At 72.4% G+C, this 15,407-nt stretch carries 9 protein-coding genes; 6 read left to right on the forward strand and 3 right to left on the reverse strand.

The window, feature by feature from the left end; genetic code table 11:
- Positions 1-35: 35 nt before the first annotated feature.
- Positions 36-1,088: a medium chain dehydrogenase/reductase family protein gene (locus IEZ04_RS26740; RefSeq protein ID WP_189219521.1), complete on the reverse strand. Its 1,053-nt coding sequence runs from the start codon at positions 1,086-1,088 to the stop codon at positions 36-38.
- Positions 1,089-1,198: 110 nt separating this feature from the next.
- Here IEZ04_RS26740 and IEZ04_RS26745 point away from each other — a divergent pair, with 110 nt between their 5' ends.
- The 3 genes from IEZ04_RS26745 to IEZ04_RS26755 all read left to right on the forward strand — a co-directional run bounded on the left by IEZ04_RS26745 (position 1,199) and on the right by IEZ04_RS26755 (position 9,484).
- Positions 1,199-1,864 carry a TetR/AcrR family transcriptional regulator gene (locus tag IEZ04_RS26745; protein WP_229821291.1) on the forward strand — a complete coding sequence of 222 codons (666 nt, stop codon included), beginning with the start codon at positions 1,199-1,201 and terminating at the stop codon, positions 1,862-1,864.
- Positions 1,865-2,183: 319 nt separating this feature from the next.
- A complete protein-coding gene (locus IEZ04_RS26750) occupies positions 2,184-7,703 on the forward strand; it encodes a glutamate synthase-related protein (protein WP_189219522.1) in 5,520 nt (1,839 codons plus the stop codon).
- Between the two features lie 26 nt (positions 7,704-7,729).
- Positions 7,730-9,484, forward strand: a complete 1,755-nt coding sequence (locus IEZ04_RS26755) for a sulfite reductase subunit alpha (RefSeq protein WP_189219523.1) — start codon at positions 7,730-7,732, stop codon at positions 9,482-9,484.
- 430 nt (positions 9,485-9,914) lie between these two features.
- On the opposite strand, the gene IEZ04_RS26760 is transcribed toward IEZ04_RS26755, so the two are convergent.
- The gene (locus IEZ04_RS26760; protein WP_189219524.1) at positions 9,915-10,601 is read right to left on the reverse strand and encodes a fascin domain-containing protein; all 687 of its coding nucleotides are present in this window, start codon (positions 10,599-10,601) and stop codon (positions 9,915-9,917) included.
- Between the two features lie 553 nt (positions 10,602-11,154).
- Here IEZ04_RS26760 and IEZ04_RS26765 point away from each other — a divergent pair.
- Together IEZ04_RS26765 and IEZ04_RS26770 are read left to right on the forward strand one after the other, a co-directional pair.
- A complete protein-coding gene (locus IEZ04_RS26765) occupies positions 11,155-12,120 on the forward strand; it encodes a glycosyltransferase family 2 protein (RefSeq protein ID WP_189219525.1) in 966 nt (321 codons plus the stop codon).
- 3 nt (positions 12,121-12,123) lie between these two features.
- Positions 12,124-13,482: a polysialyltransferase family glycosyltransferase gene (locus IEZ04_RS26770; protein ID WP_189219526.1), complete on the forward strand. Its 1,359-nt coding sequence runs from the start codon at positions 12,124-12,126 to the stop codon at positions 13,480-13,482.
- 90 nt (positions 13,483-13,572) lie between these two features.
- Here the strand turns inward: IEZ04_RS26770 and IEZ04_RS26775 are convergent, their stop codons facing one another.
- Positions 13,573-14,664 carry an acyltransferase gene (locus IEZ04_RS26775; RefSeq protein ID WP_229821292.1) on the reverse strand — a complete coding sequence of 364 codons (1,092 nt, stop codon included), beginning with the start codon at positions 14,662-14,664 and terminating at the stop codon, positions 13,573-13,575.
- 444 nt (positions 14,665-15,108) lie between these two features.
- Here IEZ04_RS26775 and IEZ04_RS26780 point away from each other — a divergent pair, with 444 nt between their 5' ends.
- Complete coding sequence (locus IEZ04_RS26780) at positions 15,109-15,333, forward strand: DUF397 domain-containing protein (RefSeq protein WP_229821293.1); 225 nt, start codon at positions 15,109-15,111, stop codon at positions 15,331-15,333.
- Positions 15,334-15,407: the final 74 nt, after the last annotated feature.

Below are 15,407 nucleotides of genomic sequence, written 5' to 3' on the forward strand. Positions count from 1 at the left end.
GCGCCGTGGCGTCGTGCCGTTCGGCGCGCCGGGCGTCATCCCTCGGGGACGATGACGACCTTGCCGGCGACCGTGCGGGACTCGGCGAGTCGCAGGGCGGCGACGGTGTCGGTCAGGGGGAACGTCGCGGCGATCTGCGGGACGAGGGAGCCGTCGGCCACCAGGCGCAGGACCTGGGTGAGGTCCTCGGTCATACGGCGCTGCCAGGCGGCCCGGCAACGGCGGCTTCCCGCCCAGAAGTTGTAGAAGTGCGCGCTCCTGCCGTTGGGCAGGGCGTTCCAGGCGTTGAGGCGGGCGAGGAGTTTGAGGACGGGGAGCTGGGAGTTGCCTTCCTCGTCCTTGGTGGCGGCGGTGCCGTAGGAGACGAGGGTGCCGCCGCGGCGCAGCAGGTGCCAGGAGTCCTCGATGGCGGGACCGCCGACGTGGTCGAAGACCGCGTCCACCCCGTCGGGCGCGAGCTCGCGGATGCGGGCGTACATCTCCGGGTCGCGGTAGTCGACCGGGGTGGCGCCGAGTTCGCGCACGGTGGCGTGGTGGCGGGGTGAGGCGGTGCCGATCACGGTGATGCCGGCGTGCCGGGCGAGCTGGACGAGGGTGGAGCCGACGCCGCCGTTGGCGCCCAGCACCACGATCGTCCGACCCGCGTGGACCCTGGCGGTGCGGTGCAGCATCTGCCAGGCGGTGATGCCGTTGACGAGGACCGTCTCGACGGCGGCCGCGTCGACCCCTTCGGGCACGGGCATCAGGTCCGCGGCGTCGACCAGCGTGTGGCTCGCCCAGGCGCCCACCTTGGTGACCGCGGCGTACCGGCGCCCGACGAGGGCCGTGTCGACCTGCTCGCCGACCGCGGTGACGGTGCCGACCAGGTCGTAGCCGGGCACGAAGGGGAACGGCGGCTGGTCGTAGTACTTGCCGCGGCGCATCTGCTGCTCGGCGAAGCAGACGCCGGTCGCCTCCATGCGCAGGACGACCTGTCCCTTGGCCGGGGCCGGCAGCTCGCGGGTCCGCAGCTCCAGTCCGTCCGGCTCGACCTTGCCGGGCAGGACCATCTCGGTCGCTGTGACGGTGGCCTTGGCGGTGCCGTTCATGGCGTGCTCCTCTGGGCCGCTTCTTTTACTTACGAGTGTAAGGCTACGGGCGTAAGTCGACGGCGGGCAAGGGATCACATCCATAAACTTCGGCGCGTAAGGTTACGGGGGTGAGAGAGATCGACGTGACGCCTCAGGACACACCGAAGCGGGCCGCCCGCGTACGCAACCGGCGCGGCGAGGGCGGCCGGCTGCGGGAGGACATCGTCGATGCCGCCGCCGCACTGCTGGACGAGACCGGCGACGAGCGGTCGATCACCCTGCGGTCGGTCGCCCGCAGGGTCGGTATCGCCGCCCCGTCGATCTACCCGCACTTCCCCGACCAGCCGGCCATCATGCTGGCCGTCGTGCGACGCGAGTTCGCCGCGCTCGAGGCCCATCTGCGCGCCGCCGCGCGGGAGGCCGGTGACGGTCCGCGGGCCCGGCTGTACGCACTGTGCCGCGCCTACCTCGCTTACGCGCAGGACCACCCCGGGCGCTACCGGACGATGTTCGGGGGGCTGTGGATGCCGACCCTGGGTGACAGCTCACTGACGGAGGAGGAGCTCACCACGCTCGGCGACGGGGCCCTGCGCCTGCTCGGCGACGCCCTCGCCGACTGTGTCGCCGCCGGACAGTCCTCGGCCGCCGATCCCCAGCTGGACGCCGTCACCCTCTGGGTCTGCCTGCACGGCCTCGCGCACCAGGTGGCCGCCACCCGCGTCTTCCCCGGGCCCGAGAAGAGCGTCGCCGACGCCATCATCACCAGGGTGGCCAGGCTGAACGACGACGTATGACCGCCGTGGCCGCGGCAGGAGCCGGGGGAGACGTCCCGGGCGCCGCCGCTCCGCGGCCACGGCGGTCGCGGCAGCCACGGCGACCCCGGCGAGCGGGGCTCGTCGGGGCCGGCCGGCCAGGGCGCCCGGTGCAGCGCTGAGCACGTCCACGTTTCGGCATGTGAACAGGGCATTGCGGCGCAATTAAGGTCCGACTTACCATCCACATTCGCACCACTTCACCATCCGGGCCGTCACACCGGTCCGCACGCGGCGAGCGCTCCACCGACGCAGCCTGGCCGTCCGCTGCCGGAACCCGCACCGCCGACAGGACCCCCACGTGAACCAGTCCCCCCTTGGTCTGTACGACCCTGCCCTCGACCACAGCGACTGCGGCGTCGGTTTCATCACCCGCCTCGACGGGACGCCCAGCCACGACGTCATCCGCAAGGGCGACGAAGCGCTCTGCGCCATTCCGCACCGCGGCGGCACGTCCGCCGAGGGTGTCGGGGACGGCGCGGGCGTGAGCGTCGACCTGTCGGTGGAGTTCTTCGGCGCGATCACCGGCGAGGAGCTGCGGGCCGGGCACTTCGGTGTCGCCAACTGTTTCGTGCCCCTCGACGCCGGGCGCCGGGACGCCGCCGTCGACCTCGTCGGGCGCTGCATCGCGGAGCAGGGCTTCGAGACGCTGCTGGTCCGGGACGTGCCCGTGGACCACAGCGTCGCGCGGCCCGCCGCCGAGCAGTACCAGCTGCCCATCGTGCAGTGGGTCTTCCGGGCGCCCGAGGGCTGGGAGCGCGCCGAGGTCGACGCCGCCGCCCACCGCGCCCTGCTCGCGGTCGAGGCCGTCGCCTACGCCGACCAGACGTCGTACGCCGGGCTGTACCCGCTGTCGCTGAGCGCGCGGACGCAGGTGCTCAAGGGGCGGCTGAACAGCGGCGAGGTCATCGGGTACTTCCGGGATCTCTGCGATCCGCGGCACTCCGTGCGGTCGCTGTACTTCCACACGCGGTTCTCGACCAACACCGAGCCGCATCCGACCATGGCGCAGCCGTTCCGGCTCATGGCGCACAACGGTGAGCTGAACACCGACCGCAAGAACCGGCTGAGTGACGAGGCTCTTGCCCGGGCCCGGACCCGGAGCATCGTGCGGCCGCCGGGGCAGTCCGACTCCAGCCGGCTCGACCAGACCCTGCAGAGCCGGGTCTTCGACGACGGGCTCGACCTGGTCGAGGCCGTCGTGACGCTGATGCCGCCCGCCTGGGAGAACGACCGCTCCCTGCCGGCCGCCGTCCGGGACATGCTCGAGTACTTCTCCCTCTACGAGGAGAAGAACGACGGGCCCGCCGCCGTGATCTTCAGCGACGGGGACGTCATCGGGGCCCGGCTCGACCGGCTCGGGCTGCGTCCGCTGCGTACCGTCGAGACCGCCGAGTACCTGATGGTGGCCTCCGAGGCCGGGCAGGTCGCGTTCCCGGACGACGAGGTCGTGCACCGGGGGCGGATCGAGGCCGGCGGCATGCTCGTCGTCGACCACCGCACCGGGCGGCGGATGCGCACCCGCGAGGTGCTCGACGCCCTCGCCGCGCGCCGGCCGTACAGCGAGCTGCTCGACGCGGCCCGGGTGAACCTGGACGACCTGCCCGCGCCCGACTACTACCGCGGCACGACGACGCTCGGGTACGACGGCGACCTCACGCTCGCCGGGCGCTATGTCGCGTACTCGCTGAACCAGGAGAGCTTCCGGTTCATGCTCGACCCGATGCTCGCCGACGGGTCGGAGCGGATCTCGGCGATGGGCTACGGCAACGCCATCAACGCGCTCAGCGACACCGAGGGCGGCATGGCGAAGTACTTCTCGCAGCGCTTCGCCCAGGTCACGAACCCGCCACTGGACAGCATCCGCGAGGCGGACGGCATGAGCATGCGGGTGGCGCTCGGCCCGAAGCCCGACGGCACCGGGGAGACCGGCGGACGGCAGCTCGTCGTGTCCTCGCCGGTGCTCGGCCACCTCGACATGGTCCGGCTGCGCGACCAGCGGATCGTGCCGCTGGAGCGGTTCGCCATGCTGTACGAGCCCGTGCCCGGCGACGAGAGGGCCAACGCCGACGCGCTGCGGTCGGCGGTCGAGCGGCTCTGCGACGACGTCGAGCGGTTCGCCGCCGAGCAGGGCGGCATCGCGCTGCTCAGCGACCGGGCGGTGTCGTCCACCCGGGCGCCGCTGCCCGTCATCCTCGCCGTCGCCGCCGTCAACCAGCGGCTCATCGAGACCGGGCTGCGGCTGCGCGTCTCGATCGTCGCCGAGAGCGGTCAGCTGCCCTCGTCGCACCACGTCGCGACCGCGCTCGGGTTCGGCGCCTCCGCCGTCTACAGCCTCAGCGCCCGGCTGCGCGCCGAGGAGAAGTACCCGAGCGCCCCGGCGCCCGCCGGGGAGAAGACCGAGACCGACCGGGCGCTCGCCAAGTTCCGCAAGGCCGCCGAGAAGTCCCTGGCCAAGACCATGGGCCGGGTCGGGCTGTGCACCGCCGAGAGCTACATCGGCGGCGCGTTCTTCGAGCCGAACTACCTCGACACCCGCGACGACGTGTTCGCGCGGATCTTCCCGTACATGGAGGCCCCGGTCGGCGGTGTCGGGTTCGCCCGGATCGCGCAGGCCGCGACCGAGTGGCACGAGCGGGCCCGTACGGTCGAGACCGAACAGCAGATCCCGCTGCTCGGGCTGTTCAAGGAGCGGTCGGACGGGGCCGGGCACTCCTTCGGGGTGTCCGCCGTGCGCGGGTTCGGGGACATGACCGAGGAGCCGGCGGAGTTCGGCAGGCCGGGTGACCCCGACGCGCTGCGGCTGCTCACGCTCGGGCAGCTCGACGACGCGTTCGGCATCAGCGACTCCGCGTACCGGAACACCGGGTACGACGCGCTCAGCGACGCCGAGATCGACGCCTTCCGGATCACGCCCGGCTACCGGGCCTTCCTGCGGACCACGCACGAGGAGCGGTCGCGGCGGCCGTCCGCGCTGCGGGACGTGCTCGCGCTGCCCGCGGACGTCACGGGGCTGACCACGCCGGAGGAGTTCGCCCGTGAGCTGGGGCGGTTCTCGACGGACGGCAATGCGAGCATCACCGTCCGCGGGGTGGTCGTGGACGCCGTCGACGGTTCCGTCGTCCGGCTCCGCCTCACCTCTCCCGGGCCCGACGGCGCCGAGCGGCACGCCGCGCTCGGCGAAGGGCTCGCGCGCCTGGGCGGGGCCGAGACCCTCGCCGCCGACGCCGACGGTGTCACCGTCGCCGCCACCGGCGCGGTCGCCCGCCTGCTCGCCCTCCTCGACGCCGCGCCCGACAGCGTGCCGCTGGACGAGGTGCAGCCCGCGCACGAGATCACCCGCTCGCTGGCCTCCGGGGCGATGAGCCACGGCGCGCTCGTGGCGACCGCGCACGAGGCCGTCGCGCACGGCACGAACATGGTCGGCGCGATGTCGAACAGCGGTGAGGGCGGCGAGCACCACTCCCGGTACGGCACGATCCGCGGCTCCCGCATCAAGCAGTTCGCGTCCGGCCGGTTCGGCATCTGGGCGGGTTACCTCGCCGACCCGATGCTGGAGGAGCTGGAGATCAAGATCGGGCAGGGGGCGAAGCCCGGCGAGGGCGGCCAGCTGCCCGCGCCGAAGGTCACCGTCGACATCGCGGCGGCGCGCGGCGGCACCCCGGGCATCGAGCTGATCTCGCCGCCGCCGCACCACGACACGTACTCGATCGAGGACCTCGCGCAGCTCATCCACGACTGCAAGGCCGCCCGGGTCCGGGTGATCGTGAAGCTGGTGTCCTCGGAGGGCATCGGCACCATCGCGGTCGGCGTCGCCAAGGCCGGCGCGGACGTCATCAACGTCGCCGGGAACACCGGCGGCACCGGCGCCGCGGCCGTCACCAGCCTGAAGTACGCCGGGCGGTCGGCGGAGATCGGCGTCGCCGAGGTGCACCAGGCGCTGGTCGCGAACGGGCTGCGGCAGAAGGTCGTGCTGCGCTGCTCCGGGGCCCACCAGACCGGCGGTGACGTGGTCACCTCGGCCCTGCTGGGCGCCGACAGCTTCGAGTTCGGCACGACCGCGCTGATGATGCTCGGCTGCGTCATGGCGAAGAACTGCAACGTGAAGTGCCCCGCCGGGCTCACCACGAACCCCGAGGCGTTCGAGGGCGACCCGCGCGCGCTGGCGCAGTACCTGCTCAACATCGCGCACGACGTCCGGCAGATCCTCGCCCGGCTGGGGCTGCGGTCCCTGCGGGAGGCCCGGGGACGTACGGACCTGCTGCAGCTCCTCGACCACCCCGCGAGCGTCGGCCGCCTCGACGTGCGCCGCCTGCTCGCCCGGGTGCCCGAGAAGGTCGTCACGGACCCGGAGTACCTGGAGAAGGACTTCACCACCGACGACGCGCTGATCGAACAGGTCCGGGCCGCGCTCATCGACCGGCGCGAGCCGTCCCTGCTCGTCGAGGGCATCCGCCTCGGCAACAGCGACAAGTCGGTCGGCGGGCAGCTCGGCATCGACGTCGAGCGGCTCCTCAACCACGAGCTGGACGCGGTCGACGTGCCCGCGGTGACGGCCGACGACCGGGGCCGCCGCCGCCTCGTCGACGACGCCGTGCGGATCCGCACCACCGGGTCCGCGGGCCAGTCGTACGGCGTGTTCTGCAACGACGGCATCACCCTGGAACACACCGGCACCGCCAACGACGGCGTCGGCAAGAGCCAGAGCGGCGGCCGGATCGTCGTCCGCGCCCCGGGCGGCGGCAGCGCCGAGCGCGGCGGCAACGTGCTCGTCGGGAACTTCGCGCTGTTCGGCGCGACCGGCGGCCGGACCTTCGTGCAGGGCGAGGCCGGCGACCGGTTCGCCGTGCGCAACTCCGGTGCGACCGCGGTGGTCGAGGGCCTCGGCGACTTCGGCTGCGAGTACATGACCGGCGGCACCGTGCTCAACCTGGGCGGCTTCGGCAAGGGCCTGGGCAACGGCATGAGCGGCGGGTTCCTGTACCAGTACGATCCGTCCGGCGAGCTGCCCGACCGGGTGAGCGCCGACTCGCTGCTGGTGTTCCCGGTGACCGACACCGCGCACGGCGCCTTCCACGAGGCGGCCGTACGGCTGCTGCTGACCTGGCACCTGGAGGCCACCGGCTCCCCGCTCGCGGCCCGGCTGCTGGAGGACTGGGACGCCGAGCGGCAGCACGTGTACTGCGGGATGCCGCGGGCGCTGCTGCTGTACCAGGACGCCACCGAGATCCTCGCCGCGGCGACCCGTACGCAGCTCCTGGACGAGCTCGCGACCTCGATCGCGACGGACAAGCTGCGCGCGTTCAAGGTCGACTACCGCGACCGGCGCACCGTGCTCGGCGGCCGGGCCCCGGCCCTCGGCGACCAGGGCGGCGACGACATGTTCTCGCTGCTGTCGTCGTACACCGTGCTCGGCGCCGCGCAGGACCTCGCCCTCCAGCGGGTGCCCGGCGCGAGTGGTCCCGACGATCCGCGGGTCGCCGAGGCCGTCCGCAACCTCGTGCTCACCGAGGACTTCTTCGTCAAGCAGCGCGTCGTGAAGTACCTGCGCTCCACGCTGGACCGGTTCGACGACGGCGAGCTCGCCACGCTCATCGCGGTCAAGCGTCTCGACGACTACAAGCGGGCGCTGAAGCAGCGCAACAACCTTAGCGTGGACGCCCCCGGCACCTACGGCTGGATCGTCCACCAGAACGCGAAGAACGCCGGCCGGGTGCGCGCCGCCCGGTTCGACGAGCTGCTCGCGACCGCGGCACTCGACGACATCGCCGCCCGCCACGCCCACCTTCCGCAGCCCCCCACCGAGGCGGTGACCACGTGACCCTCATGCCACCCACCGGGCCCCTCATGCCCCCGACCGGGTCCCTCATCCCGGCCGACGCGCCGTTCTCCGCCGCGCAGGAGGCCTGGCTCGCCGGGTTCATCGCCGGTGTCGCGGCCGCCGGGAGGCGGGGCGACGCGGCGTCCGACGCGCCCACGACCACCGTCGACGTGCTGTTCGGCACGCAGACCGGCAACGCCGAGCTCCTCGCCGGGGAGCTCGTCTCCGGCGCCCGCGCGCACGGCCTCGGCGGCAGGGCCACCGCACTCGACGACGTCACGCCCGAGCAGCTCGCCGCCATGTCCCACGTGCTCGTCGTCACCTCGACGTACGGCGAGGGCGAGATGCCCGACAACGCCGGGCTGTTCTGGGAGGCGCTCCAGGCCGGCACGGCACCGCGCCTGGAAGGGCTGCGATACGCGGTCCTCGGGCTCGGCGACCGGGGCTACGACGACTTCTGCCAGGCCGCAAAGCTCATCGACACCCGGCTTGAGCAGCTCGGTGCGGTCCGGCTGTACGACCGCGTCGACTGCGACGTCGACTTCGAGGAGCCCGCGGCGGCGTGGACGGCGGCGGTCCTGGAGCGGCTCGCGGCCGAGACCGGCGCCGACCCGGCGGCCGCGGCGGCTCCGGCGGCCGGTCCGGCGCCGGCCGCCGCCCGGCCCCGCTCGCAGTGGAACAAGCGCAACCCGTACCGCTCCCGGCTCGCCGTGAACCGGCTGCTGTCCGCGCCGGGCAGCGCCAAGGAGATCCGGCACTACGAGTTCGACCTCGGCGACAGCGGCATCACGTATACGGCGGGTGACGCGCTCGCCGTCGTCCCCGTGAACGACGACGCCCTCGTCGGCGAGCTGCTCGCGCACCTCGGCGCGAGCGGCGACGAGGAGGCCGACGGGCGTCCGCTGGCCGGACTGCTGCGCACGGAGCGCGAGATCCGCACCCCGTCCAAGGAGCTGATCGCCGACCTCGTGCAGCGGGCGCCGACGAGCGAGCTGGCCTCGGTCGTCGCGCGCGGCGACCGCGCCGAGCTGGACAACTGGCTCTGGGACCGCGACGTGCTCGACCTGCTCCGCGACGCCGGCCCCGCCGCGCCGGGCGTCACCGAACTGCTGCCGTTCCTGCGCCCGTTGCAGGCCCGCCAGTACTCGATCTCGTCGAGCCCGCTCGCCCACCCGGACCGCATCCACCTCACCGTCGCGTCCGTCCGCTACGGCAGCCGGGACCGCCGGTACGAGGGCGTCACCTCGTCCTACCTCGCCGACCGCATCGGCGAGGAGGGGACCGCCGGCGTCTACCTCCAGCCGAACGCCTCCTTCGGCGTCCCCGCGGACGACGACGCCCCGATGATCATGATCGGTCCGGGCACCGGCATCGCCCCGTTCCGCGGCTTCCTGCACGAGCGGGCCGCGCGGGGCGCCTCGGGACGCAACTGGCTGTTCTTCGGCGACCAGCACCGCGCCACCGACTTCGTGTACGAGGACGAGCTGGCCGGACTGCGCGAGCGCGGTGTGCTCACCGAGCTCGACCTCGCGTTCTCGCGCGACCAGGCGGAGAAGGTGTACGTGCAGACCCGGATGCGCGAGCGGTCGCGCGAGCTGTACGCGTGGCTCGAGGACGGCGCGCACGTCTACGTCTGCGGCGACGCCTCCCGCATGGCGAAGGACGTCGAGGCGGCCCTGCTGGGCGTCATCGCCGAGCAGCGCGGGCGCGGCGGCGACGACGCCGCGGAGTACCTCGCGGACCTGCGCCGGTCGAAGCGCTACGTGCGGGACGTGTACTGAGCATGACGGGCCGCCGTCCCGGGTCCGGGGGGACGGGACGGTGCGGGCGGGTGCGCGGTCGGGGGGTGCTGCGGCCGGCGGAACGGCAGTGTGCGGCTGATCGTCGCGCGGACGCCGGAGCGCGCGGTGCCTGACGCTCTTCCGTCATGGCCAGGCTGTCACCGGGGGCCGGTGGCGCAGGTCGACCGGGCCGGCAGCTACGCGGTCCCGAGCCTGCGCGGCGACGCGTTCACCGTGCGGCCGGGCTCGATCGCCCTGCGCGACCGGCCCCGGCGGGACCGCGTCGGCCGTGGTCGAGCACGACGGGGGCGCCGGTCCCCGCCTCCTCCGCGGTCCCCTGGGGCCGTCGTGGAAGTGTGTCGTGCGGAGACACGGGCGCACCCGCCGGTGCCCACGCCTCGCGCGGGCACCGGCGGGTGCGCAGGGACCCTCAGACGTCCAGGTCCCAGATGTAGAACTCCTCCCAGGAGCCGGTGATCTCGGCGGAGCGGGCGCGCAGCGCGTACTGCAGCGAGCCGGTGTAGTTGTTCTCCATGGCGACGAACTTGCCGTTGAGGCGCGACTGGAAGGCGAAGCCGCCCGTGGTCTCGTTGATCCACAGGTCGAACTGCTCCCAGCTGCCCACGCTCGTGGAGCGGGCGCGCAGCACGTTCTGCGCGTTGCCGGTGTAGTTCTTCTCGACCGCGACGTAGAGGCCGTTCACCTTGGACTTCAGGGAGACCGTCTCGGTCTCCGCGTCGAACTCGAGGGCGTAGGTCTCCCAGGAGCCGCCGTCCGCGTCGGAACGGGCCCGCAGCACGCCGGTGTTCGGGGCCGTGTAGTTCTTCTCCGTGGCGACGAACTGCCAGTTGCGGGTCGACTGGAGGGACACGTTCAGCACCTCGTCGGCCGCCAGGGTGGAGACACCCTCGTCAGCGGCGGACGGGGCGCGACGGGCCTCCGCGGGGGCCTCGTTCGCGATGCGCGCCAGGTCGCCGGCGTCGGCCTTCTCCCAGCCGGCGGGCGCGGTGGCCGTCGGCTGGTCGGCGGCCTGCGGCGCGGCCACGGCGACGGGCACGGTCAGGGCGGAGACCGCCACCAGGGCGCCGAGCAGAGCGACGGAAGTCTTGCTTCTCAAGGTCTTACTCACCTTTCGTCTACGGATTCCGGGGGCGGCAAGACAGTGGGCCCACGACGGGCTTCCGGTCGCCTTCTCGGGATATCGCGTGGCACGCACGGCGCGCATGACCGCACGGCATGCGTGACGGCATGACGCACATGGCGTGCATGGCGACGTCATCCCCGAATTTCTCCGCACCCCCCACACTGCGGCCGACTCCCCTCCCCGGGCGCCGGCGCAGCCACCGCGCCATTGCGGCGCAGTGACATCAGAGTAACTGTGAGGCCGCTGTTATGACAGTGATTAATCGGTGTTTCAGGAGACTGCTGACGACAGTCGCGTCACAGCGGCGATATCGGTGTTTTTCGGCCAGGGGACCGAAACCTTCTGTTTCCTGCCCGGCCCCTTCCCGGCCACCTCGCGATCGTCCCGGGCGGAGCAGGCGTCGGGCACCGAGGTTTCACCTGCTCTGCGAACGGAATTCACCTCCCCGCATCCCGGCCGATACCGTTCCCTCCAGCAGCCTCGCTAGCCTGTCCTGATCCCATGCCTTCGAACGTGAGAGGCCCGCGTGCCGAAACTGTCCGTTGTCGTCCCCATGCACAATGTGGGGGCCTTCGCCGAAAGCACCCTGAGAAGTCTCGCCAACAACGCGGACCCCGACTTCGAGTTCCTGCTCGTCGACGACGCATCCACGGACTCCACTTCCTGGACGATCGACCGCTGGGCCGAGCGGCTTCCGGGCGCCAGGGTGATCCGGCACGAGGAGAACGTGGGCATCGCCCAGGCGCGCAACAGCGGAATCGACGCGGCCGCCGGTGAGTTCATCACGTTCCTCGACGGCGACGACTGGTACGGACCGGGCTACCTCACCGACCTGGTGCGCGCGGCGGAGGAGCTGGACTGCGACTTCGCCCGCACCGACCACATCCAGGCCACCGGCACCGAGCGCGTGATCCGGCGGCCCCCCGCCCGGATGCGCAACGCCGTGATGGACCCGCGCGACGGGATAGCGCCGGCCCACATGGAGACGATGGTCGACTACCCCTTCGTCTGGGCGGGCATCTACCGCAGGCACCTCTTCGACGACGGCGGGATGCGCTTCGAGACCAGGCTGCGCACGGCCGAGGACCGGCTGTTCATCTGGCGCCTGCACCTGACGGCGAAGACGTACGCGTCGCTCGGCCTGCACGGCGTGTTCTACCGCCGGGGCGTCGCGACCTCGCTCACGCAGATCAAGGACGACCGCCAGCTGGACTTCATACCGGCGTACGACGCGCTGCTGAAGGACGTGCAGGACGACCCCGAGAGCGAACGTTTCATCCTCAAAGCGGTGCGGACCTACTGCGCCATGATCGCCTTCCACATCGCCAAGGTGAACGAGTACGAGCCGGCGGCGGGCCAGCGGCTGCGGCGCGAGGCGAAGGCCGCGCTGCACCGCATGCCCGAGCAGGCGCTCGAAGAGACCCTCAGAACCATCGACAGGACTCGGAGCAGGTTGCTCAGCCGCCTGCGCGACGGGCGGAAGGCTGCCTGATCCATGGCCCACCACAAGACGCAGATCTTCCAGGTCTCGACCCTGTACGGGGCGGCCACCCTGGCCGCGGCGATCGACGCGGGCCTGTACGGATCGCACGACGGCACCCGCCGCATCCTGCTGGTCTCCAACAACGCCGCCATACCGGAGACCGCCCTCCGCCTCGACGAGATGCACGGGTACGAGCGGATAGCCGCCCGCTTCGACTCGGTGGTCAGCTGGAACGAGACCATCTACCCGCACCACCCCAGCTCCTGGGGCCCGCGGGGCAACGACACGGCACTGTGGCAGAAGGCGTTCCGCCTCGCCTGGGACATCGACGAGCGGGACCTGATCGAACTCTCCGTCGAGTCGATCCAGGTCAACCCCGGCCGCGCGCTGGCGGCGATCTTCTCCGAGGCCGCCGTCCACGTGTACGCCGACGGCCTCATGAGCTACGGCCCGACCCGGACGAAGCTGCCGCTGACCATCGGGCGCCGGATCCAGCGGCTGCTGCACCTCGACCTGATCCCCGGGCTGAAGCCGCTGCTCCTGTCCGAGTTCGGCGTCGAGCCGGAGATCGTGCCGGACGAGGCGTTCCGCGGGGTGCTCGACGAGATCGCCCGGGAGGCGGCGGCCGACCCGTCCCTGGCGCCCGTCCTCGCGGAGGCGCCGACGGCCGTACTGCTGGGCCAGTACCTGGCGGCGATCGACATCCTGAGCCCGGAGGAGGAGGAGGACCTCCACATCCGCATGCTCACCGGCGCCGCGCAGGCCGGGCACCGGTCCGTGCTCTTCAAGCCGCACCCCACGGCGCCCGCCGGCTACACGGCGGCGCTGAGCAAGGCGGCGGCGGACGCGGGCGTCCGGCTCACCGTCCTGGACGCGCCCCTGCTGGCCGAGACGGTGTACCGCCACCTCGATCTCCAGCTCGTCGTCGGCTGCTTCTCGACGGCGATGGTGACCGCCTCCGCCTACTACGACGTGCCCGTCGCCCGGGTGGGGACCGCGCTGGTGCTGAAGCGGCTCCAGCCGTTCGCGAACAGCAACCGCGTGCCCCTGGCCGTCGTCGACCACCTGGTCCCCGACCTGGAGCGCCGGGAGACCCCGGCCGTCGTCGGCCCGGCGCCGGAGACGCTGTCCCCGCTGGTGCGGGCACTCGGCTTCTGCATGCAGCCCAAGACGTACGCGGACCTGCGGCCGTCGACGGTGACCTGGCTGGAGGGCAACCTGGCCTCTCTTCCCGGCTACTACTTCCCCGAGCCGCGGCTGGCCGAGCTCGGCCTCCCCGGCCCCGGCGCGCAGGCGCTCGCGCGGCACCAGGTGACGCGTGTGAAGCGGGTGGTGCGCAGGACGATCCGCCGCGGTACCGGGAAGAAGTGACCCGGACGGCCACGGAACACGGGCCGGGCCCCACCCACCGGTGGGGCCCGGCCCGTTCGTCCGTCGGGGTGCGGGGGTCCCGCGACCGGCTCAGCCGAGCCAGCGGGCCAGCCGCAGGCGCGTCCACAGCAGGGCGGCGGCGAAGGACAGCACGACCGTGGCCACCGTCAGCGCGGCGAGCGTGCCCACGGCGGCCGGCCAGCTCGCGTCCGCCGACACCAGGTGCGGGGCGATGGTCTCCAGGAACAGCAGGTGCACCAGGTAGGCGCCGAAGGAGGCCCCGGCGAGCCTGCCCAGCAGCGGACGGAACCGCTCGGGCACCCGGAAGTGGGCGAGGGCCATCAGCAGGGTCCCGGCCAGCAGCGCCACCACGACCGACCCGTACGGGCTCGGGAAGTTGACCCGGTGCTCGTACAGGGCCACCGCCGCCCACGCGAGCACCCCGCCGGCCAGCCACAGCAGCCGTCTCCCCCGGCCGGCGACCGCGGAGCGCGGCAGCGACAGCAGGACGGCGCCGATGACCGCGTACGCGATCTGGTAGACGCTGAACTGCCAGGCGAAGCGCGGGAAGTCGATGCCGAGGAGCTTCGAGAGGTCACCGAGGAAGGTCGGGGCGAGCGCCAGGGCGAGGAGGACGGCGCCCACGCCCCAGGGCCGCTTGCCGGCCTTGACCAGAACGGCCACCGACAGCAGCAGGATCACCGGGATGTAGGCGTACAGGTACCACAGGTGGAACGCGGGCCGCACGGAGCCGAACACGGCGTCCCACGCGAGCTGCCGCGTGGGGTCGGTGTTGGCGTCCCGCACCCAGTCCCACGCCAGGTAGGCCGCCGTCCACAGGGCCATCGGAACGACGATGCGGGACAGCCGCTTGCGGACCTGCCCGCCGTCCCGGGGCGGCGCCCCGGAGAGCACGACCCAGCCGGCGATCGCGAAGAACAGCGGCACCGCGCACCGGCTCAGCGCGTCCCCGACGATCGCCGTCCAGTAGACCGGCCCGCCGTTCGTGGGATCGCGGTCCACGGCCGTCATGAACTGGCCCGCGGCGTGACAGACGATGACCCCGACCGCGGCCAGGACCCGGATGAGGTCGATGTCGTACCGGTGCTCACCCCGCAGTCGGGGACGCGGGGCCGGCGCCCCCTCGGCTTCGGGACCGGAGTCGGGGCCGGGGGTGCGCACGGACTCGGTTGCGGTTGTCGGCTGGGCGGCGATGAGTGGTCACTCCCGGGGAAGAACGCGCGGGCCCGTCGGTTTCCGGCCGGGCTCGGGGTGTCGGACGCCTGTACCGCACCGTCCGCAGCCGCGGTACCGCGCGGCACGCATCGGTGCAGGCTATGAGAAGGCTACGAGAGGGGAAACCCTTTCGTCAGTGAACATCGCCCACTTGTGCGTAACCTTCCGGTGAACGGTGGGGTGACGCGCCCCGCGGCCGGCCGGCGGGTGGCGAAAAGGACCGGCCCCGGCACGGTGATCTGTTGAGCGACGGACACGGTGGGTAGAACCCCAGTGCGCATAGCGGGCCTGCGGGGCTTCCCGTCTTGTCCCCCGGAGCACGGCCCGCCTGTCTTCGCCCCCCGGCCCGTACCTGACTGCGGGCGCTTGTCGTGCGGTTGAGAGGAGGCGGTGTTGGCCGGTGCATTCGCCCCGACACCGTGGCGGAAGAGCAGCTACAGCGGTGTCAACGAGCAGAACTGTTGCGAGATCGCTCTCTTGCGCCATGAAGCGTGGATTCGCGACTCCAAGTTTCCCGAACGGACGGTGCTCCGCGTCCCCTCGTCCGCCTGGCGGGCTGCGGTAGCGTTCTTCGGTGAGGCTCAGTCCCCTGGGGGCAATCATGAACAGCTGTGATCCAGCCGGTCGTGACAGCTACGGCACAGCGAGCGGGACGGCACGGGACGGCCGGCTGCCGTTCATGGGCTACT

Source organism: Streptomyces ruber (assembly GCF_014648075.1).
Classification (GTDB): Bacteria; Actinomycetota; Actinomycetes; order Streptomycetales; family Streptomycetaceae; genus Streptomyces; species Streptomyces ruber.